Origin of the sequence: Streptomyces sp. NBC_01171, from assembly GCF_045039805.1 — a bacterium.
Taxonomy (GTDB): Bacteria; Actinomycetota; Actinomycetes; order Streptomycetales; family Streptomycetaceae; genus Streptomyces.
Genome location: NZ_CP108609.1, coordinates 5,611,845 through 5,633,316, shown reverse-complemented (window position 1 = coordinate 5,633,316; position 21,472 = coordinate 5,611,845). Strand labels below are relative to the sequence as shown.

Below are 21,472 nucleotides of genomic sequence, written 5' to 3'. Positions count from 1 at the left end.
ATTCCCTCAGACACCCAACAGCGTGCCCGACACTCTCCCCACCCTCGTCCGTTCCACGCCGAAGCAGTACTAGGAGAAAAGCAGTGAGTGTGCCGAATAATCAACGTTCCACCCATGAGCAACCAGCATCGAACATTCGCCGATGTACTGGCCTCTGACCGAGCGAACTCGGTAAGAAGTGCTCCTTAGAAAGGAGGTGATCCAGCCGCACCTTCCGGTACGGCTACCTTGTTACGACTTCGTCCCAATCGCCAGTCCCACCTTCGACAGCTCCCTCCCACAAGGGGTTGGGCCACCGGCTTCGGGTGTTACCGACTTTCGTGACGTGACGGGCGGTGTGTACAAGGCCCGGGAACGTATTCACCGCAGCAATGCTGATCTGCGATTACTAGCAACTCCGACTTCATGGGGTCGAGTTGCAGACCCCAATCCGAACTGAGACAGGCTTTTTTAGATTCGCTCTACCTCACGGTTTCGCAGCTCATTGTACCTGCCATTGTAGCACGTGTGCAGCCCAAGACATAAGGGGCATGATGACTTGACGTCGTCCCCACCTTCCTCCGAGTTGACCCCGGCAGTCTCCTGTGAGTCCCCATCACCCCGAAGGGCATGCTGGCAACACAGAACAAGGGTTGCGCTCGTTGCGGGACTTAACCCAACATCTCACGACACGAGCTGACGACAGCCATGCACCACCTGTACACCGACCACAAGGGGGGCACCATCTCTGATGCTTTCCGGTGTATGTCAAGCCTTGGTAAGGTTCTTCGCGTTGCGTCGAATTAAGCCACATGCTCCGCTGCTTGTGCGGGCCCCCGTCAATTCCTTTGAGTTTTAGCCTTGCGGCCGTACTCCCCAGGCGGGGAACTTAATGCGTTAGCTGCGGCACCGACGACGTGGAATGTCGCCAACACCTAGTTCCCACCGTTTACGGCGTGGACTACCAGGGTATCTAATCCTGTTCGCTCCCCACGCTTTCGCTCCTCAGCGTCAGTAATGGCCCAGAGATCCGCCTTCGCCACCGGTGTTCCTCCTGATATCTGCGCATTTCACCGCTACACCAGGAATTCCGATCTCCCCTACCACACTCTAGCTAGCCCGTATCGACTGCAGACCCGAGGTTAAGCCTCGGGCTTTCACAATCGACGTGACAAGCCGCCTACGAGCTCTTTACGCCCAATAATTCCGGACAACGCTTGCGCCCTACGTATTACCGCGGCTGCTGGCACGTAGTTAGCCGGCGCTTCTTCTGCAGGTACCGTCACTTTCGCTTCTTCCCTGCTGAAAGAGGTTTACAACCCGAAGGCCGTCATCCCTCACGCGGCGTCGCTGCATCAGGCTTTCGCCCATTGTGCAATATTCCCCACTGCTGCCTCCCGTAGGAGTCTGGGCCGTGTCTCAGTCCCAGTGTGGCCGGTCGCCCTCTCAGGCCGGCTACCCGTCGTCGCCTTGGTGAGCCATTACCTCACCAACAAGCTGATAGGCCGCGGGCTCATCCTTCACCGCCGGAGCTTTTAACCGCAGACCATGCGATCCGCAGTGTTATCCGGTATTAGACCCCGTTTCCAGGGCTTGTCCCAGAGTGAAGGGCAGATTGCCCACGTGTTACTCACCCGTTCGCCACTAATCCCCACCGAAGTGGTTCATCGTTCGACTTGCATGTGTTAAGCACGCCGCCAGCGTTCGTCCTGAGCCAGGATCAAACTCTCCGTGAATGTTTACCGGTAATCCGGTGCACACACACGAGAGCGGAACCATCGGAGGAATAGTCCGATGGTTCACAGCGTCCTCGCTGTGTTTTTTCAAAGGAACCTCGTCCCAGTCAGTGACTGGAGACGGGGTTATCAACATATCTGGCGTTGATTTTTGGCACGCTGTTGAGTTCTCAAGGAACGGTCGCTTCCTTTGTACTCACCCTCTCGGGCTTTCCTCCGGGCTTCCCTTCGGTGTTTCCGACTCTATCAGATCTTTTTCCGATCCGATTTCCTCGGTGCTTTCCAGGTTTTCACTTCGGCGTTTCCGCTTCCGCGTTTCCCTTTCCGGCGGTCCAAACTCTAGCAGGGTTTTTCCGTGTCCCTGACCAGTCGTTCGCAAGCATGCGAGAACTGATCCCGAGATAGGATCTGACGAGTTTGGGTGCTGCCGAGGATGGGCGCGCTGTCGCGCCGCCCGGTCTCAGGCAGGACGATGACTGTACACAAGTCCTGACGACGACGCAAACCCCCGAGGATGGTGGTCTAGACCACTAGCTGCTAACTTCTCTGAGGAACCGCCACCTACCCCACTCATCGGGAGGCCCCCCATGACCAACGTGACGTCCCCCCTCGCCGGACGCGCCATCGGACTGGCCAACGTGCCCGATCCGGTCTTCTCCGGGGCCATGGTGGGCCCCGGTACCGCGATCGACCCGGTGCGTGAGCCGTCCGAGGTCGTGTCCCCCGTGGACGGCGTCGTCGTCTCCCTGCACCCGCACGCGTTCGTCGTGGTCGACGAGAGCGGGCACGGTGTGCTCGTCCACCTCGGTATCGACACGGTCCAGCTCAACGGCGAGGGCTTCGAGCTGCTCGTGAACAAGGGGGACACCGTCGCACGCGGCCAGGCCGTCGTGCGCTGGGACCCGGCCGCTGTCGAGACCGCCGGCAAGTCCCCCATCTGTCCCGTCGTCGCGCTCGAGGCCACGGCCGAGTCCCTCGCCGAGCTGCGTGAGACCGGTGACGTGAAGACCGGCGACAGCCTCTTCTCCTGGTCCTGATCTCCTTGTCCTGACGGCTCGGCCGTCCTACGGCATGTTCGACAACCAACGCGGCGGCGGGGGCCGCCGCATTAGCGGAGACGGTGAGATGGAGACAACGCTGCGAGGCGTCGGTGTGAGCCACGGTGTGGCGATCGGCGAGGTCAGGCACATGGGCACGGCGGTGCTGGAGCCGCCGGCCAAGCAGATCCCGGCTCAGGACGCGGAGCGCGAGCAGGGCCGTGCCCGGCAGGCCGTGGACGCCGTGGCCGCCGACCTGACGGCACGCGGCAATCTGGCCGGCGGCGAGGCACAGGCCGTGCTGGAGGCCCAGGCCCTGATGGCCCAGGACCCCGAGCTGATGTCCGACGTGGACCGGCGGATCGCCGTGGGCAGCACCGCCGAGCGCGCGGTGTACGACGCGTTCGCGGCGTACCGCGAGCTGCTCGCCAATGCCGGTGAGTACCTGGCGGGGCGGGTGGCCGACCTGGACGACGTGCGCAACCGCATCGTGGCGCGGCTGCTCGGTGTGCCGATGCCGGGGGTGCCGGACAGCGACCACCCCTATGTACTGGTGGCCCGTGACCTGGCTCCCGCCGACACCGCGCTGCTGGACCCGGCGCTGGTGCTCGGCTTCGTGACCGAGGAGGGCGGGCCGACCAGCCACAGCGCCATCCTGGCGCGGGCGCTCGGCGTGCCGGCCGTGGTCGCGCTGCCCGGCGCCGGCGAGCTGCCGGAGGGCACGTTGATCGCGGTGGACGGCAGCTCGGGCGACATCTTCGTGAACCCGACCGAGGAGACGACGGCCCGGCTGGAGTCGGCCGCCGCCGAGCGGAAGGCCGCGCTGGCCGCGTCGAGCGGACCAGGTGTGACGGCCGACGGGCACAAGGTGCCGTTGCTGGCCAACATCGGCGGTCCGGCGGACGTGCCGGCCGCACTGGAGGTCGGGGCCGAGGGTGTGGGTCTGTTCCGCACCGAGTTCCTGTTCCTGGACGACAGCAAGAACGCGCCGTCCGAGGAGAAGCAGGTGACGGCCTACCGGCAGGTGCTGGAGGCGTTCCCCGAGGGCCGGGTCGTGGTGCGGGTGCTCGACGCGGGGGCGGACAAACCGCTGGAGTTCCTGACGCCGGCGGACGAACCGAACCCGGCGCTCGGTGTGCGGGGTCTGCGGACGCTGCTGGACCACCCGGAGGTGCTGCGGACGCAGTTGACCGCGCTGGCGAAGGCCGCCGAGGGACTGCCGGTGCACCTGGAGGTCATGGCGCCCATGGTGGCGGACCGTGCCGACGCCAAGGCGTTCGCGGTCGCCTGCCGGGAGGCTGGGCTGCGGGCGAAGTACGGCGCGATGGTGGAGATCCCGTCGGCCGCGCTGCGGGCGCGGTCGATCCTGCGGGAGGTCGAGTTCCTGTCGCTGGGCACGAACGACCTGGCGCAGTACACGTTCGCGGCGGACCGGCAGGTGGGCGCGGTGTCGCGGCTCCAGGACCCGTGGCAGCCCGCGCTGCTCGACCTGGTCGCGCTGTCCGCCGAGGCGGCGCGGGCCGAGGGCAAGAGCTGCGGGGTGTGCGGTGAGGCCGCGTCCGACCCGCTGCTGGCGTGTGTGCTGACGGGTCTGGGTGTCACCTCCTTGTCGATGGGCGCCGCGTCGATCCCGTATGTGCGGGCGACGCTGGCGAAGCACACGCTGGCGCAGTGCGAGCGGGCCGCGGCGGCCGCGCGTACGGCGGACAGTGCCGACGAGGCGCGGGCGGCGGCTCAGGCGGTGTTGTCCGGCGAGTAGCCGGCTCCCCGCGCACGTCTGTGTTCGTGGTGGTCAGGGGCGTCCCATCCTTCGGGTGGGGCGCCCCTGGCGCGTTTCAGTGGTGGTGTCCGCGGTCCTGGTCGTCGTCCGTGAGGTCGGGGGCGGCTCGGTAGTCGACGCCTGATTCCGGGGCGATGAGGTCGCCGGTGTCGATGTCGGTGCAGTAGGCGTCGAAGACCTCGGAGGCGGTGAGCGGCTGGAGGTGCCCGGCGCGCAGGCGCCAGCCGTGGACCCGGTCGGGGCGGTCCGGTGCGCTGACGCGGATGACGAGTCCGCCGGGGCTGCGGGTGGCGAGGCCGAGGGCGAGGACGCTGGTGAATTCGAGTGCTTCGGCCTGGTCGGGTTCGGCGGTGCCGTGGGCGTCGGCGTCGGCGTGGAGGACGGCGACGAGGGTTTCGGGTGGTCCGGCGACGCTGCACACGAGGTGCTGGGCGCCGGGTGGCGCGGTTTCCAGGACGCGGGCGAGGAGGGCGGAGGCGCGGATGAAGGCGGCGCGGCCGATGTCCTCGCCGCAGGTGGCGCAGGGGCCGAGGCGGGTCAGGAGGGTGGTGGCGTACTCCCAGGTGGCCTGGCGGACGGCTTCGCCGACGAGGGCGGGCAGGAGTGCGGTGAGGGGTTCGCCCTCGTAGGGGATGGTGGGCCCGAGGGCCGCGAGTTCGGCGGTGAAGCGGCCGCGGCTGGCGGGGGCTTCGGGGTCGATGCCGGTGGCGGTGCAGAACTCGGCGTACTCCTCGGGGTCGAAGAGGGCGAGTGCGGTGTGACTGCCTTGCGCGGCGCGGGATTTGAGGACGGCTTCCATCTGGCGCAGGTAGGTGGTGTGGTCGTCGAAGGTGAAGCTGCGGTAGCGCCGCATGGCGCGGAAGTCGTGTTCGTCGGTGAGCAGGCCGACGGTGCCGGCGATCTCGCGGCGCAGGACGCGTCGCATGGTCTGGTGGTCGGTGTGCGCCATGGTTTCCCCCTGTGTGTGCGCTGTCGATCAGTGCTCACTCACCGTAACCGGGGGCACTGACAACGGGGGCGGGCGGAGTCGGTCGCGGACCAGGCGGTGCTGGACTCCGCAGGTCAGGGCGATGGTGGTGCCCAGGGCGGTCCAGCCGAAGGGACCGAGGGTGAGGGCGGCGGTGACGGCGAGCGGGCCGAGGGAGCGCTGTGCGGCCTGGGCGAGGCCGTGGACGCCGAGGTAGGTGCCCTGGGCGTCGTCGGGGGCGAGGGCGACGGAGAGCTCCCAGGAGACGGTCGCGTGCAGCATCTCGGCAAGGGTGAAGAGGGTGGCCGAGGCGGTGAGCAGGCAGGTCGCGCGGACGGGGTCACCGGTGGTGGAGAGGGTCATGGTGAGGCCGCCCAGGGCGAAGAGGGCGGAGAGCGGGAGGAGGAGCCGGCGGGACGCTTCGGTGGTGGCGCCGAAGCGGGCGAGCGGCACTTGGAAGGCGACGACCAGCGCGCTGTTGAGCACGAGCAGCAGGGGTGCCAGGCCGTGCGGGACACCCGGGGTGTGGGCGATCCAGAGCGGCAGGCCGATCTTGAAGTAGGTGTCGTCGAGGAAGAGCACGGTCTCGGTGCCGACGTAGGCGAGGTAGGTGCGGTCACGCCAGGGGGTGCGGGGGCGGGCGCGGGGTGTGTCCTCGGCGGTGGCGGCGACGCGGCTCGCGGACGGGGGGTCGGCGCAGGTGAGGGTGAGGAGGGCGACGAGGACGAAGGAGAGCGCGTCGCCGGTGAGGAGCCAGCGGTAGGCGGTGGTGGTGCCGAGGGTGAGGGCGGCGGCCGCGGCGAGGCCGCCGAGGGCCCAGCCGGCGTTGGCGGCGGTGCGGTTGACGGCCTGGTAGCGGACGCGGTCGGGTCCGGCGACGCGGGTGGCGTAGAGCTTGGTGAGGATGCTGGCGGCGCGGTCGCCGAGGGCGCCGAGCGCGGAGTAGGCGACCAGCAGGCTGTAGCGGTCAGTGGTGAGGAGGGCGAACGAGGCCACGGAGCGCAGGAGTTGGAGCGCGATCAGGACGTGGGTGAGGCGGAAGCGGTCGGCGAGACGGCCGCCGAGGGGTGCGCCCGCGATACCGAGGGCGCCGGAGACCGCGGCGAGGGTGCCGATCTGGGCGGCGGAGAGGTGGGAGACGTAGGTGAAGTACAGGACCGAGACGGAGGCCCACAGGCCGCTGCCGATCCGGTCGAGGAGGGTGACGGTGAGCATCCGGCGTCCGTCGCGGCCTCCCGGTATGCGCGCTCGATGGTTGGCTGCGCCGGGCTTCGCGGCCACGGTTCCCCCTTGCCTCGACTTATGTACTGATACATAATCATCTACGTGGCAACACAATATGAGATCAGTGGTACGACCGCCAAGGGGATTACGCGTTCCGTCGAACGGGGCGTTTCCGAGGGCGCGTTGGCACCGGGGGCCGCTCTGCCTCCGGTGCGGCGGCTCGCGGAGGAGCTGGGGGTGAGTGCGGGCACGGTGGCCACCGCGTACAAGGAGCTGCGGCGGCGCGGGATCGTGGTGACGCTCGGCCGGGGCGGGACGGTCGTGGCGGAGGCCCCTTCGGTGGCGTCCCGGCGCCCGCCCAAGGTGCCGGAGGGGCTGCGGGACCTGGCCGGCGGGCACCCCGATCCGGCGCTGCTACCCGCGCTGGTGCCGCCCTCGCGCCTCTCCCCCGGTGTCCGCTCGCACCGCTCCAGTCCCCGGCTCGCTCGGCTGGAGGACGCGGTGCGTGAGTGGATCGGGGCGGACGGGGTGCCGGTGGAGCAGGTGACGTTCGCGCACGGGGCGCTGGACTTCGTCGGCCGGGTGCTCTCGGCCGAGCTACGGCCGGGGGACGCCGTGGCGATGGAGGACCCCGGCTATCACCATCTGCTGGACCTGGTCGCGGCGTTGGGCTTGCGCGCGGTGCCGGTCGCGGTGGACGGCGAGGGGATGCGCCCGGCGGAGCTGCGGGGCGCGCTGCGGGCCGGGGTGCGCGCGGTGGTGCTCAGTCCACGGGCGCAGAATCCGTTCGGCGGTGCCTTCTCACCAGCGCGCCGGGACGCGCTGGCCGAGGTGCTGCGGGAGGCGCCGGAGGTGCTGGTGCTGGAGAACGACCACGCCTCCGACATCGCCGGCGCGCCCCTGCGCTCGCTGGCCGCGACGGGTCTGGCCCGCTGGGCGCATGTCCGGACGGTGAGCAAGTTCCTGGGCACCGACCTGCGGTGGGCGGCGGCCGCGTGCGACCCGGTGACGCTGGCCCGGCACGACGGACGGCTGCTGCTGACCTCGGGCTGGGTCAGTCACCTGCTCCAGGAGACGGTGCACGGCCTGCTCACGGACCCCGCCACGGGCGCGCTGGTGGCACGCGCGCGTGCGGAGTACGCGCTGCGCCGGACCGCGCTGGCCCAGACGCTGGGAGAGCGGGGCATCCCGGCGCACGGCGAGAGCGGGATGAACCTCTGGGTGCCGGTGCGGGACGAGTCGGCCGTGGTGAACGGGCTGCGTTCGCGCGGCTGGTGGGTCGCGGCCGGGGCGCGGTTCCGGCTGGCGTCGGCGCCGGGGGTGCGGATCACGACCACGGAGCTCGAGCCGCCGGAGGCGGTGCGGCTGGCCTCGGACTTCGCGGCCGTGCTGGGCGAGTCCGAGGCCACCTACGGGGGCTGAGGCCGAGTCAGGCGCGCTTGCGGGCGAGCTGCTCGTAGAAGCCGAGCAGGGTCAGGTCGTCGATGGAGCCGGGGTTGACCGCCTTCTCCAGCGGGGTGCCCTGGAGGAGGCGTTTGACCGGGACCTCGATGCGCTTGCCGGTGAGCGTGTGCGGGACGCCGGGCACCTCGATGATCTCGTCCGGGACGTGCCGGGGCGAGAGCTGTTCCCGGATGGCCTTCTTGACGCGGTCCCGGAGGGCGTCGTCCAGGGCGGCGCCCGGGGCGAGGTGGACGAAGAGGGGCATCCAGTAGCCGCCGTCGGGCTGCTCGATGCCGATGACCAGGGATTCCTTGATCTCCGGGAGGCGCTCGACGACCTCGTAGATGTCGGCGGAGCCCATGCGGACGCCCTGGCGGTTGAGGGTGGAGTCGGAGCGGCCGTGGATGATCACCGAGCCGCGTGAGGTGACGGTGATCCAGTCGCCGTGCCGCCACACGCCGGGGTAGACGTCGAAATAGCTCTCGCGGTACCGGCTGCCGTCGGGGTCGTTCCAGAAGCGGATCGGCATGGAGGGCATGGGGTTGGTGACGACCAGCTCGCCCACCTCGTCCACCAGCGGCGCGCCGCTCGGGTCCCAGGACTGGAGGTCGGTGCCGAGGCCGGGTGCCTGCAGTTCGCCGGTGTACACGGGCAGGGTGGGCACGGCTCCGGCGAAGCAGGAGCAGACGTCGGTGCCGCCGCTGACGGAGGCGATCCACAGGTCGTCGCGGACCTCGTCGTGCAGCCAGCGAAAGCCGTCCGGGGGCAGCGGGGAGCCGGTGGTGGCGACGCACTGGACGGTGGAGAGGTCGAAGTCGCGGGCCGGGTGGACGCCCGCTTTCCGGCAGGCCATGACATAGGCGGCCGAGGTGCCGTAGAGGGTGGTGCCGGTGCGTTCGGCGACGCGCCACTGGGCGCCGGTGTCGGGGTAGCCGGGGCTGCCGTCGTACAGGACGATCGTCGTGCCGGTGAGCAGGCCGGAGACGAGGAAGTTCCACATCATCCAGCCGGTCGAGGTGTACCAGAAGAAACGATCCTCGGGGCCGAGGTCGCAGTGCAGGCCGAGCTGCTTGAGGTGTTCGACGAGGATGCCGCCCTGCGACTGGACGATGGCCTTGGGCAGGCCAGTCGTGCCGGAGGAGTACAGCACCCACAGCGGGTGGTCGAAGGGGACCTGCTCGAAGACCGGCTCGGTGTCGCCGGCCGTCAGCTCCGCCCAGTCCAGGGCGCCCTCGGGGGCCTCGGTGCCGAGCAGCGGGATGTGCACGACCGCGCGCAGGGTGGGCAGTTCGCGACGGAGTTCGGCGACGGTCTCGCGGCGGTCGTGCTCCTTGCCGCCGTAGCGGTAGCCGTCGACGGTGAACAGGACGACGGGCTCGACCTGCTGGAAACGGTCCAGGACGCTGCGGGCGCCGAAGTCGGGCGCGCAGGAGGTCCACACGGCGCCGACGGCGGCCGTGGCGAGCAGGGCGACGACGGCCTCGGGGATGTTGGGCAGGTAGCCGCTGACCCGGTCGCCCGGGCGGACGCCGAGGTCGCGGAGGCGGGCGGCCAGCGCGCCGACCTGGCGGCGCAGTTCGCCCCAGGTCACCGGGCGGAGCTCGTGGCTCTCGTCGACGTACAGCAGCGCGGGCTCGTCGGCGCGGTCGGCGGCGGCGCGCAGGGCGTGCTCGGCGTAGTTGAGGGTGGCGCCGGGAAACCACTCGGCGCCGGGCATGGCGCGGTCGCCGAGCACGCGCGCGTAGGGCGTCGAGAAGCGGACGTCGAACCACCGGGTGACGGCCGTCCAGAAGTCCTCCGGCTCGGCGACGGACCACTGGTGCAGCGCCGGGTAGCCGCCCTCGGCCGGGGCGCCGTGGTGCTCGGCGGCCCATGCCTGGAACCGGGTGATGCGGGCACGGGCGATCCGCTCGTCGGTGGGCTGCCAGAGCGGCTGCGGATGCGCGGTGGACATGATGCGGCTCCCGGACTGTACGCGTCGTTGCGTCGTCCGCGCACGGCTGAGGGGTGCGCGGGACAGGGCTGACAGGGACGATGCCATGTGATCGACTTCGGCACCAGGGCACGCCCCCACATGGTGCGTGTGTCAACGATGTGGTCCCACCACGGTGAACGGCAGTTGAACGGCACACGCGCGTGGCACGCACAGTGACAGGGTGAGCAGCATGAACGGTCGTGACCTGGTGCGTTCGTGGGGCGGGGTCGGCGCGGGACGCGCCGCGCGGGGAATGCGGGCGGTGCGGGCCGCGTGGCACCGCAGGCGCAGTGACGCCGTGGGGCTGCCGCCCCGGGGTGCGGAGCGGGCGCGGGTGCCGGGCCAGGTGCGGGACGCGGAGCCCGAGCCCGGCGGCGGGGTGATCCGGTTCGCGCGTTCGGAGCTGCGGATCGTGGTGGCGGTCGGCGGGGCGGTGTTCCTCGGCTGGGACGGGGCGGGCCCGGAGCCGTCGTACGCGCTGGCCGGCGGGGCGCCCGAGGTAGATCCCCGTGCGCTGCTGGAGCCGGACAAGGACGGCGGCTGGCGGGTGGTGGCCGAGCGGGTGACCGTCGCGGTGTCCCGGCACGGCGCGGTGGAGATCCGCACGCCCGGCGGGCTGGTGCTGCGCCGGGAGTTGCCGCCGCGCTGGTGGGAGCCCCTGGGCGGGGGCGCCGCGCGCTGGACGCAGCGGGCCGAGGTGGCGGCCGACGCCCGGTCCTTCGGGCTGGGCGGCCGGACCTCGGGGCCCCGGCTGCGGGACGGCGCGTACCGGCTGTGGAACGGGACGATACCCGTGGCCATGCCGGTGCAGCTCGTGGTGGCGGACGCCTCGGCGCATCTGGTGTTCCACGACACGCCCTGGGACGGGACGGTGGTCCTACGGGAGGGCGAGGAAGGCGCCGGGTCCGGGCACGACCGGGCCGGGCGCTGCGAGATACGGATGGACGGGGGCCCGCTGCGCTGCTGGGTGATCGTGGGCACTCCCGCGCGCGTGCTCGGCGCCTGGGCGTCGCTGACCGGCGCGCCCGCGCTGCCGCCCGCCTGGGCGCTGGGACACCAGCACGCGCGGGACTTCACCGGCGAGCAGGAGATACGCACGATCCTCGCGGGCTACCAGGAGCGCGATCTGCCGCTGGACGCCGTGCACCTGGACGCCGGCCACCACGACGACGGGCGCCCCTTCAGTGTCGACCAGGACCGTTTCCCCAAGCTGCCGGTGCTCGCGGAGGAGCTGCGCCGGGACGGGGTGCGGCTGGTGTCGGCCGTGGACGCGGCGGTACGGGTGGTGCCGGGTGACGCGGTGTACGAGGGCGGCTCGGCCGTGGACGCGTTCGTGCGGGACGCGTCGGGGCGGACGGTACGGGGTGAGGGGCGGGCCGGTGAGTCGGTGTTCCCCGACTTCACGCTCGCGCGGGCGCGCGCGTGGTGGGGCGGGCTCTACGAGGAGCGGCTGGAGCAGGGGTTCGCCGGGTTCTGGCACGGCGCCCACGAGCCCTCCGCGCGGGACGCGTTCGGGGAGCCGCCACTGCCGCGTTCGGCCCGGCACGCCCTGGAGGGGCTCGGCGGAGACCACCGGGAGGCGCACAACCTCGACGCCCTCTGTATGGCGCGGGCCGCGTACGAGGGGCTGTGCGAACTCCTCCCCGAGGAGCGGCCCTTCGTGCTCTCCCGGTCCGGCTGGGCCGGGACGCAGCGGTACGGCGGCGTCTGGTCGGGGGACGTGGGGACGGGCTGGCCGGCGCTCAGGGCGTCGCTGTCCCTGGTGCTGGGGCTCGGCCTGTGCGGGGTGCCGTACTCGGGGACGGACGTCGGCGGGCCAGGCGGTGATGTGTCGCCGGAGCTGTATCTGCGGTGGTTCCAGCTCGGGGCGTATCTGCCGCTGTTCCGCACGCGCACGGGCGCGCGTGCGGGGCGGGAGCCGTGGGAGTTCGGGGCGGAGGTGCTGGGGCACGCGCGCGTGGCGCTGCTCGTACGGCGCCGCCTGTCGCCGTACTTCGTGACGCTGGCGCACCTGGCCCGGTGGACGGGGGCGCCCCCTGTGCGGCCGCTGTGGTGGGGGGCGCCGGAGGACCGGGCGCTGCGGGATTGCGAGGACGCGTTCCTGCTGGGTGACAGCCTGCTGGTGGCGCCGGTGCTGGACCCCGGTACCGAGCGGCGGGCGGTGCGGCTGCCCCGGGGGCGCTGGTACGACACGGTGACGGAGCGGGCGTACGAGGGGCCGGGGCAGGTGCTGGTGGAGGCCCCGCGGGGGCGGATTCCGGTGCTCGCGCGCGCGGGTGCCGTCGTTCCGGTGCGGGGTGCGGACGGCACTTTGGAGCTGGAGGTGTGGGCGCCCGCGCCGGCGCGGTCCGGGGGCGGTCTCGTGGTGCCCGACACGGGGGAGATCGAGCGGTACGTCACCCGCTGGGACGGCACACGCGTGGTCGTCACCAGGGAGGGGGACGGCGGCTCCGCCGAGCCGTCCCGGCCGGTGCGGGTGCGGGGGCTGGACGGGGCCGCCTCCGGTCAGTAGCGGCCCTCGAACCAGGCGCGGACGGCCAGGGTGTGCAGCGGGAAGGCGAGTTCCTCGGGGCCGCGCAGCAGGTGCCAGCCCTCGGTCTCATCGGTGGCGGCGGAGGCCGGGAGCGAGTCGGCGGGGCGTTCCGGGAGGAGCCCGAAGAGGAGCAGATGACCATCGGGTGAACTCATGGCGTCCACCAGCCGCAGGTCGCGGGCGTCGGCCTCGATGCCGGTCTCCTCGCGCAGTTCGCGGACGGCGGCGTGCTTCCAGTCCTCACGGTCGTCGACGAAGCCGCCGGGCAGCGCGACGCCGCCGAGCTGCGGGGCGACGGTCCGGGTGATGACGACCAGGGCGGCGCCGTGGGTGTCGTACACGGGCTGGAGCACGACGGCCACCGGCAGCGGGTTGCGGTAGGCGGTGGTGCCGCAGGCAAGGCAGGTGCGCGGCCAGCCGGTGACGCCGTCCCCGTAGGGGGCCCCGCAGCTCGAACAGTGGGAACCGGGGCCGGAGTTGGCGGCCGGCTGCTGAATCTCGGACACGCGCGGACTGTATCCGATCACGGCGGGCGTGTCGCGGGGTGCCGGTGGGAAGGGTGGGGCGGACCGCCCCACGGGTCAGGTGGCGAGGGCGCGGCGGCGTTCGGCGGCCAGTTCCATGGCGTGCTGGACGACGCCGATCAGTACGGTCTTGACCGATTCCCGGTCGCGGGCGTCGGTCAGCAGCACGGGCACGTCCGGATCGAGGTCGAGCGCCTTGCGGACCGACTCCGCCGGGTAACGGGCAGCCCCTTCGAAGCAGTTGACGCCGACGACGAACGGGATCGACCGCCGCTCGAAGTAGTCGACGGCGGCGAAGCAGTCCTCCAGGCGCCGGGTGTCGGCGAGGACGACCGCGCCGAGCGCGCCTTCGGACAGTTCGTCCCACATGAACCAGAACCGCTCCTGGCCGGGCGTGCCGAACAGATAGAGCACGAGGTCGGCGCGGAGGGTGATGCGGCCGAAGTCCATGGCCACGGTGGTGGTGCGCTTGCTCTCGATGCCCTCGATGTCGTCGACGGGCCGCCCGGCCTCGGTCAGCACCTCCTCGGTGCGCAGCGGCCGGATCTCGCTGACCGCGCCGACCATGGTGGTCTTGCCGACGCCGAACCCTCCGGCCACCAGGATCTTGAGCGTGACGGGCTCGACGGGGGGCTTGCCGCGTTCAGCTCGTCGCTCGAAGACCATCGCTCGCTTCTCCTGCTCGGTGGGGGTCGGTCGACCGGGTGTGGGCGTGGGTGTCGGAGGGGTCGGTCGGTGGCCTGCCGTAGCCCCCGCCACCAGGGGTTTCGACGACGAGTACATCACCGGGCGCGACCTCGGCCGAGCCGCTGGCGCCCAGGTCGGTGACCGTGCCGTCGGCGTGCTCGATCCGGTTGGCGCCGAGGGCGCCGGGTGCGCCGCCCGCCATACCGTACGGGGGGACGCGGCGGTGCTGGGAGAGGGTGGAGACGGTCATCGGTTCCAGGAAACGGATGCGGCGGACCGCGCCGTCGCCGCCGCGCTGCCGTCCGGCGCCGCCGCTCCCCCGTCGTACCGCGAACTCGTCCAGGCGGACGGGCAGTCGCCACTCCAGCACCTCGGGGTCGGTGAGCCGGGAGTTGGTCATATGGGTCTGCACCACATCGGCGCCCGGAAAGGTGTCGCCCGCACCCGAACCGGAGGCGATCGTCTCGTAGTACTGGTGGTCGTCGTTGCCGAAGGTGACGTTGTTCATCGTGCCGGAGCCCTCGGCCTGCACGCCGAGCGCCGCGTAGAGGGCGCCGGTGATGGCCTGGGAGGTCTCCACGTTGCCCGCGACCACGGCGGCGGGCGACTCGGGGGCGAGCATGGAGCCGGGCGGTACGACGATGTCGAGGGGGCGCAGGCAGCCGTCGTTGAGCGGGATGTCGTCGGCGACGAGGGTGCGGAAGACGTACAGCACGGCCGCGTGGACGACGGCGGAGGGGGCGTTGAAGTTGGTGCCGAGCTGGGCGGAGGTGCCGGTGAAGTCGATGGTGGCCCGGCGCGCGGCCCGGTCGACCCGCACCTGGACGCGGATGACGGCGCCCGAGTCGGTCTCGTAGGCGTACTCGCCGTCGTCCAGGGCGTCGATGACGCGCCGGACGGATTCCTCCGCGTTGTCCTGGACGTGCCGCATGTACGCCTGCACGACATCGAGGCCGAACTCCTCGATCATGCGGCCCAGTTCGTCGGCGCCCTTGTGGTTGGCGGCGATCTGGGCGCGCAGGTCGGCGAGGTTGGTGGCGGGGTTGCGCGAGGGGTGCGGGGCGTCGGTGAGCAGGCGGCGGGTCTCCTCCTCGCGGAGGCGACCGCCCTCGGTGAGCAGCCAGTTGTCGAAGAGGACGCCTTCCTCCTCGATGGTGCGGCTGCCGGCCGGCATGGAGCCGGGGGCGATGCCGCCGATCTCGGCGTGGTGCCCGCGCGAGGCGACGTGGAAGAGGATCTCGGGGTCGCCGGGCCCGCTGCCGAAGACCGGGGTGATCACGGTGACGTCGGGCAGGTGGGTGCCGCCGTGGTACGGATCGTTGACGGCGTAGCTGTCGCCGGGCCGCATGCGCGCACCCCGGCGGCGGACGACCTCTTTGACGCTGGTGCCCATGGAGCCCAGGTGGACGGGGATGTGCGGGGCGTTGGCCACCAGGTTCCCGTCCGGGTCGAACAGGGCGCAGGAGAAGTCCAGGCGTTCCTTGATGTTGACCGACTGGGCGGTGGACTCCAGTTGGGCGCCCATCTGCTCGGCGATGGACATGAAGAGGTTGTTGAAGACCTCCAGCAGGACCGGATCGACTTCTGTGTCGGGTCGGGAACTCTCCGTGACGGCCGTCCGTTCCATCACCAGATGTCCGTGGTCGTTCGCGGTCGCCTGCCAGCCCTCGTCGACGACGGTCGTGGTACTGGCCTCGGTGATGATCGCGGGGCCGGTGACGGCGTCGCCGGGCGGCAGGGCCTCCCGGCGGTGGAGGGGTACGTCGCGCCAGGCGCCGCCGGTGTGCAGGCGGACGGTGTCGGGTGCGGCGGGGGTGCCTTCGTACGGGGCGAGGGCGGAGAGATCGGGGGGCGGGGTGAGGCCGGTGGCTTCCACGGAGAGGGCTTCGACGACGATGTCGCGGTCGAGGGTGAAGGAGTAGGTGGCGCGGTGGCGTTCTTCGAAGGCGCGCCGCATGGCGTCGGGGTCGGTGAGGTCGACGGTGAGTGTGGTGTCGGTGCCGTCGTAGCGGAGCTGAGCGCGGCGGGCGGTGCGGATGCGGTCCTCCGGCACGTCCTCGGCGCGGAGTTCGGCGCGGGCAGCGGCCTCCAGTTCGTCGGCGGTGTCGCGGACTCCGGGCATCGCCGCCTCGGTCAGGGGTGCCTCGACGGACTGCTCGCGCATCGCCGTGATGTCGGCCAGGCCGATGCCGAGCGCGGAGAGGACACCGGCCATGGGCGGCACCAGGACGGTGCGGATGCCGAGGGCGTCGGCGACCCGGCAGGCGTGCTGGCCGCCGGCGCCGCCGAAGGTGGTGAGGGCGTAGCGGGTGACGTCGTGGCCCTGCTGGACGGAGATCCGTTTGATCGCGCCCGCGATGTTGGCGACCGCGATGCGCAGGTACCCCTCGGCCACCTGCTCCGGGGTGCGGTCGTCGCCGGTGGCCTCGCGGATCTCGCGGGCGAGCGCGGCGAAGCCGTCGCGGACGGCGGCGGCGTCCAGCGGCTGGTCTCCGTCGGGGCCGAACACGGCCGGGAAGCGGGCGGGCTGGATACGGCCGAGCATGACGTTGGCGTCGGTGACGGTGAGCGGACCGTCCGCGCGGTAGCAGGCCGGCCCGGGGTCGGCTCCGGCCGAGTCGGGGCCCACCCGGTAGCGGGAGCCGTCGAAGTGGAGCACGGAGCCGCCGCCCGCCGCGACGGTGTGGATGTCCAGCATGGGGGCGCGCAGCCGGACGCCCGCGATCCGGGTGGTGAAGACGCGCTCGTACTCCCCGGCGAAGTGCGAGACGTCCGTGGAGGTGCCGCCCATGTCGAAGCCGATGACGCGGTCGTGCCCGGCGAGTTCCGACATGCGGGCCATGCCGACGATGCCCCCCGCGGGCCCGGACAGCACGGCGTCCTTGCCGCGGAACTGCCCGGCCTCGGTGAGCCCGCCGTTGGACTGCATGAACATCAGCCGCACGTCCCGCAGTTCGTCGGCGACATGCCGGATGTAGCGGTGGAGCACGGGCGAGAGGTAGGCGTCGACCACGGCGGTGTCCCCGCGCGGGACGAGTTTCATCAGCGGGCTGACCTCGCTGGACAGCGAGATCTGCGGGAAGCCGACCCGCTCGGCCAGCTCGCCCACGGCCCGCTCGTGGTCCGGATGGAGGTGGCTGTGCAGACAGACGACGGCGACCGCGCGGATGCCGTCCTCGAAAGCCCGGCGCAGCTCGGCCTCCAGGGCGGCCAGGTCGGGGGCGCGCAGTTCGGTGCCGTCGGCGGCGATCCGCTCGTCCACCTCGACCACGCGCTCGTAGAGCTGCTCGGGCAGTTCGATGTGGCGGGCGAAGATGTGCGGGCGGTTCTGGTAGGCGATCCGCAGGGCGTCGCGGAAGCCACGCGTGATCACCAGGAGGGTGCGTTCGCCCTTGCGCTCCAGCAGCGCGTTGGTGGCGACGGTGGTGCCCATCCGGACCGCCTCGACGGGCGCCGGGGAGCCGTCGAGCAGTGCGCGGACGCCCGCCACCGCCGCGTCGGCGTACCGGGCGGGGTTGTCGGAGAGCAGTTTGTGGGTGAGCAGGCCGCCGTCGGGGCGGCGCGCGACGATGTCGGTGAAGGTGCCGCCCCGGTCGACCCAGAACTCCCAGCCTGTCACGTCACTACCCCGCTTCCGCGCTGGTCACAGCGCCCGGAGGCCGTCGATCACGTCGCGCAGAATACTCTCGTCCGGCAGCTCGGCCGGGGGCACCGGACGCGTCACATGGACGAGTTCGGCGTGCACGAGGTCCCCGATCAGGACGCGTACGACTCCTACGGGCAGGTCGAGTCCGGCGGCGAGTTCGGCGACCGACTGCGGTTCGTCCCGGCAGAGGCCGACGATCTCCACCTGCTCCGGCGCCAGCGTCGGGTCCTCCTCGGGGTCGCCGGCGTCCGGTTCGGTGACGACGACCGCGATCAGGTCGAGGACGTGCTGGCCGGGGCTGCTCGTGCGGCCACGTGTCATGGCGTACGGGCGGACGACAGGACCCGCCTCGTCGTCGAACCAGTGGCCGCCGCTTCTCTGACCCTCTCCGCTCATGCTGTCCGACTACCCGCCCACGGGCGGCTCGCTGCGCGGGGCGCTGCCCAGATGGACGCCGACCCGCTTCACCAGCAGCGTCATCTCGTAGGCGACCTGGCCGACGTCGGAGTCGGCGTCGGAGAACACGGCGAGGCAGCTTCCGTCGCCGGCCGCGGTGACGAAGAGGAAGGCGTCGTCCAGCTCGACCACGGTCTGCCGGACGTTGCCCGCCTCGAAGTGGCGGCCCACGCCCTTGGCGAGGCTGTGGAAGCCGGACGCCACGGCGGCCAGGTGCTCGCTGTCCTCCCTGGTCAGGTCGGTGGACACGCCCATGGCCAGGCCGTCGCCGGACAGGACGACGGCCTTGCGGATGCTGGCGACCCGGTCGACCAGGTCGTCGAGGAGCCAGTTCAGCTCCTTCTTCCTGCTGTCCGTGTGGCCGGTCGCGTTCGGTGCGGTCATCGACCGTCTCCCTCAGTCGTTCCTTGTGCTGTGCCGCTGGGGGCTCGGTCGCCCTCAGCGTTCTCCTCGCGGCCGCGCTCCCAGCCGCGCTGGAGCGAGGCCATCCGCGAGCGGACCTCGTCGGCGTCGCGTACGGCGGGCTCGAAGGTGTTCTCGGGACGCCGGTCGGGCTCGCGCCGGAGCTGCGGCGCCAGGTTGGCCTGGCGTACGCGCCTGGGCAGCGGGGCGGTGCCGTCGGGCGCCGGGTCGGCGGGAGCGGCGGCCCCGTGGGCGGCCGCCGCACTGATCGGGTCGGGGGTGTCCGGGCCGGGCCGGGTCCGGCGCGGCAACTCCGGGGGCAGCGCGTCGGCGCCGGCGGACGGGGTCTCGGGCCGCTCGGCGGTGGCGGTGCGGGCGGTCCGGGGCGTGGGGCGCCTGCCGGAGTCGCCGCGGCGGCGAGTGGGCAGCGGTGGCGGGCCGTCGGCCTCGGCGCCGAAGGGTTCGGCACGCGAGGCGACGGGTTCGCCGTGGGAGCTGACCAGCTTCGGCGGCTCGCGCCGGGGCGGCGGGACGAACGCGGCCGGATCGTGGACGTCGGCGGGGGCGAGGCTGCGGGCGCGGAAGATGCCGCCGAGTTCGCTGTCGTCGTCCGCCAGCACGCTCGGGAACTCCTCGGCGGGCGCGTCGAGGGCGGGGCGGTCCACGGTGGCACCCAGCTCCGCCGGTCCTTCGCGTTCCACGGGCCGGGTGGTGCCGCGTTCCCTGGTCCGCTGGGTCTCCTTGGAGAGGTCGCCGAGCCGGATGCCGATGCCGTTGGTGTCGGGGGCGTCGTCGGTGAGCAGCGCGTCCGGGATGAGGACGACGGCCGTGGTGCCGCCGTAGGGAGAGGGCTGGAGGGAGACGCGTACGTGCTGGCGGCGGGCGAGGCGGCTGACCACGAACAGACCGAGCCGGTCGGTGTCGGACAGCTCGAACTCGGGGGTCTCCGCGAGCCGGAGGTTGGCGTCGAGCAGCGCCTCGGCGGTCATGCCAAGGCCGCGGTCGTGGATCTCCAGGGCGAAGCCGTTGGCGACCCGCTCCCCCACCACGTGCACATTGGTGTGGGGCGGGGAGAACAGGGTGGCGTTCTCCAGCAGTTCGGCCACGAGGTGGGTGAGGTCGGAGACGGCGGGGCCGATGACGGCGACGCGGGGCAGCCGCCGTACCTCCACGCGCTCGTAGTCCTCCACCTCGGCGACGGAGGCCCGGACGACGTCCATGAGCCGTACCGGGCGGCGCCACTGGCGGGAGGGCGCGGCGCCGGAGAGGATCACCAGGCCCTCGGCGTGGCGGCGCATCCGGGTGGTGAGGTGGTCCAGCCGGAAGAGGTCCGCGAGTTCGTCGGTGTCCTCGGTGCGGCGCTCCATGGTGTCCAGCAGGGTGAGCTGCTTGTGGAGGAGCACCTGGCTGCGGCGGGCGAGGTTGACGAACACCTCGGAGACCCCGGCGCGCAGCTCGGACTGCTTCACGGCGGCCTCGACGGCGGCCCGCTGGAGGGTGTTGAGGGCGCGGCCGACCTCGCCGATCTCGTTCTGGTCGTACTCGGGCCGGGGCACCTCGCTCTCCACGTCGACGGGTTCGCCCGCGGAGAGGCGGCGCATGACGTGGGGCAGCCGGACGGCGGACGCCTCGTGCGCCTCCGTCCGCAGCCGTTTGAGGTCGCGGATGAGACGGCGGCCGACGCGCACGGACAGGACGAGGGAGACGAGGAGGGCCGCGAGGCCGAGGACGCCGGCGACGGCGGCCTGGGCGATGACGCCGTAGGTGACGGGTCGTACCCGGTCGCGGAAGCGGGAGCCGGCCTGGTCGTCCATGGTGCCGAGGTCTTCGAGGACGCCGCCGGCGACGGCGTGCCAGCTCGCGGTGGTGACACCGCGCGGGATACCGGCGCCGGTGTCGATGACCTCGCGTTCCGCCGCCCGCAGGGGGGCGGTCGTGGCGTTGCGCCAGTAGCTCTCGTAGCGGTCGCGTTCCGGGGCGGGCAGCAGCGGGAGGCTGACGTCGTAGAGGAGGGTGCGCTGGGCGACGAGGTCGGAGACCTCGCGGGCTTCCTCGCGGGAGAGGCTGCCGACCACCAGCGCGGAGCCGAGGATGGCGTCCTCGCGGGAGAGGAGTTCGCGGGCGCGGCCCGTGTTGACGAGGGCTCCGGCCTGCTTGTCCATCTCCACGTCGTCGACGCCGTCCACCGCGGCGACCAGGGCGTAGCAGGGGTCGACCAGGCGGTTGTAGAGGTCGAGGGCCCCGGCGCGGGTGACGGTGCGCTCCTCGACGCTTCGGCGCAGGGACTCCAGGCCGCCGAGGGCGTCGAGCGCGGTGGTGAGGCGTCCGCCGTCCTCGCCGCGCAGCGCGTCGCGGGTCCTGGGGTCGTGGGCGTTGGCGCGGAGAGTGGCCAGGGCGCGGTCGGTGGCGGTGCGGGAGCGGTGCAGCTCGGCGAGGGCGTCGGCGGCGCGCGGGTCGGCGAGGTAGACGAGGCTCTGCCGGCGCTCGTGCTGGAGGTCGCGGACGGTGTCCTCGGTGGGGTGGCCGATGTCCTTCACGGCGCGTGAGACGCGCAGCGACCGGGCGACCTCACTTCCCGTCAGTACGGTGGCGAAGGCCCAGACGGCGGTCAGGGCCACCAGCGGCACGAGAAGCAGCGCCACGATCTTCCGGCGGATCGACTTCCCGCTAAACCGCATGGCCTCCCCCAGCTCGACCCCTCACCCGGGGTACGTGTGTCCGACTCGGAACGGCGCGAGCCTACTACCGCCCCACAGATGTCTCGAAGGGGCGTCTGATCGGCGAACTCCCTTACGGGAGGCGGTAGATGGCGAGTTGTCCGGGCATTGGGGGAGATTGCGGCCGTGACGGGAGGGGTCCAGGGGAAGCGGGCCGAAACAGTACGGACACCGGTTGGCTGGAAATTTTCACAAGTCGGGAATCTTCGAGACGCCTCGTGCGTCGTTCACATGGGGAGACGGGGAGGGAATCGGCCACACCAGCCGCATCCTTCGCCCCGGCCGCGTAAAACAGCGCAAGCCGGGCAGCCACTGGGGAGTCGGGGCCTGCGGGTTCCGGGCGAGCGGTCTGCCGGCGGTGGGGAG

At 71.7% G+C, this 21,472-nt stretch carries 13 protein-coding genes and 1 rRNA gene; 4 read left to right on the top strand and 10 right to left on the bottom strand.

Features of this window, described 5'->3' with window-relative positions:
• Positions 1–189: 189 nt before the first annotated feature.
• A 16S ribosomal RNA gene (locus OG448_RS25965) occupies positions 190–1,715 on the bottom strand.
• A gap of 587 nt (positions 1,716–2,302) precedes the next feature.
• On the opposite strand from OG448_RS25965, the gene OG448_RS25960 reads away from it, so the two are divergent.
• Entirely contained in the window at positions 2,303–2,752 is a 450-nt protein-coding gene (locus tag OG448_RS25960; RefSeq protein ID WP_086696027.1) for a PTS glucose transporter subunit IIA, read from the top strand.
• Between the two features lie 88 nt (positions 2,753–2,840).
• Positions 2,841–4,511: a phosphoenolpyruvate--protein phosphotransferase gene (gene ptsP, locus OG448_RS25955; RefSeq protein ID WP_405557296.1), complete on the top strand. Its 1,671-nt coding sequence runs from the start codon at positions 2,841–2,843 to the stop codon at positions 4,509–4,511.
• A gap of 76 nt (positions 4,512–4,587) precedes the next feature.
• Here ptsP and OG448_RS25950 read toward each other — a convergent pair whose 3' ends face one another.
• Both OG448_RS25950 and OG448_RS25945 read right to left on the bottom strand, forming a co-directional pair.
• Positions 4,588–5,481: a hypothetical protein gene (locus tag OG448_RS25950; protein ID WP_405557295.1), complete on the bottom strand. Its 894-nt coding sequence runs from the start codon at positions 5,479–5,481 to the stop codon at positions 4,588–4,590.
• Positions 5,482–5,508: 27 nt separating this feature from the next.
• Positions 5,509–6,714, bottom strand: a complete 1,206-nt coding sequence (locus OG448_RS25945; protein WP_405557293.1) for an MFS transporter — start codon at positions 6,712–6,714, stop codon at positions 5,509–5,511.
• 111 nt (positions 6,715–6,825) lie between these two features.
• On the opposite strand from OG448_RS25945, the gene OG448_RS25940 reads away from it, so the two are divergent.
• Positions 6,826–8,145 carry an aminotransferase class I/II-fold pyridoxal phosphate-dependent enzyme gene (locus tag OG448_RS25940; protein WP_405557292.1) on the top strand — a complete coding sequence of 440 codons (1,320 nt, stop codon included), beginning with the start codon at positions 6,826–6,828 and terminating at the stop codon, positions 8,143–8,145.
• 7 nt (positions 8,146–8,152) lie between these two features.
• Here OG448_RS25940 and OG448_RS25935 read toward each other — a convergent pair whose 3' ends face one another.
• Complete coding sequence (locus OG448_RS25935) at positions 8,153–10,120, bottom strand: acetoacetate--CoA ligase (RefSeq protein ID WP_405557291.1); 1,968 nt, start codon at positions 10,118–10,120, stop codon at positions 8,153–8,155.
• Positions 10,121–10,331: 211 nt separating this feature from the next.
• Here OG448_RS25935 and OG448_RS25930 point away from each other — a divergent pair, with 211 nt between their 5' ends.
• Positions 10,332–12,653, top strand: a complete 2,322-nt coding sequence (locus OG448_RS25930) for a glycoside hydrolase family 31 protein (RefSeq protein WP_405557289.1) — start codon at positions 10,332–10,334, stop codon at positions 12,651–12,653.
• Here the strand turns inward: OG448_RS25930 and OG448_RS25925 are convergent.
• The 6 genes from OG448_RS25925 to OG448_RS25900 all read right to left on the bottom strand — a co-directional run bounded on the left by OG448_RS25925 (position 12,647) and on the right by OG448_RS25900 (position 21,067).
• Positions 12,647–13,180: an NUDIX domain-containing protein gene (locus OG448_RS25925; protein ID WP_405557287.1), complete on the bottom strand. Its 534-nt coding sequence runs from the start codon at positions 13,178–13,180 to the stop codon at positions 12,647–12,649. The genes OG448_RS25930 and OG448_RS25925 overlap by 7 nt on opposite strands.
• 75 nt (positions 13,181–13,255) lie before the next feature.
• Positions 13,256–13,864: a GTP-binding protein gene (locus tag OG448_RS25920; protein ID WP_405557285.1), complete on the bottom strand. Its 609-nt coding sequence runs from the start codon at positions 13,862–13,864 to the stop codon at positions 13,256–13,258.
• Positions 13,842–17,504, bottom strand: coding sequence for a hydantoinase B/oxoprolinase family protein (locus OG448_RS25915; RefSeq protein ID WP_405557284.1), 3,663 nt, complete (start codon positions 17,502–17,504; stop codon positions 13,842–13,844). The genes OG448_RS25920 and OG448_RS25915 overlap by 23 nt, the downstream gene beginning before the upstream one ends.
• Before the next feature lie 24 nt (positions 17,505–17,528).
• Complete coding sequence (locus tag OG448_RS25910; protein ID WP_405557282.1) at positions 17,529–17,927, bottom strand: DUF742 domain-containing protein; 399 nt, start codon at positions 17,925–17,927, stop codon at positions 17,529–17,531.
• Positions 17,928–17,936: 9 nt separating this feature from the next.
• Positions 17,937–18,371, bottom strand: coding sequence for a roadblock/LC7 domain-containing protein (locus OG448_RS25905; protein WP_405557280.1), 435 nt, complete (start codon positions 18,369–18,371; stop codon positions 17,937–17,939).
• Positions 18,368–21,067: a nitrate- and nitrite sensing domain-containing protein gene (locus OG448_RS25900; RefSeq protein WP_405557278.1), complete on the bottom strand. Its 2,700-nt coding sequence runs from the start codon at positions 21,065–21,067 to the stop codon at positions 18,368–18,370. The genes OG448_RS25905 and OG448_RS25900 overlap by 4 nt, the downstream gene beginning before the upstream one ends.
• Positions 21,068–21,472: the final 405 nt, after the last annotated feature.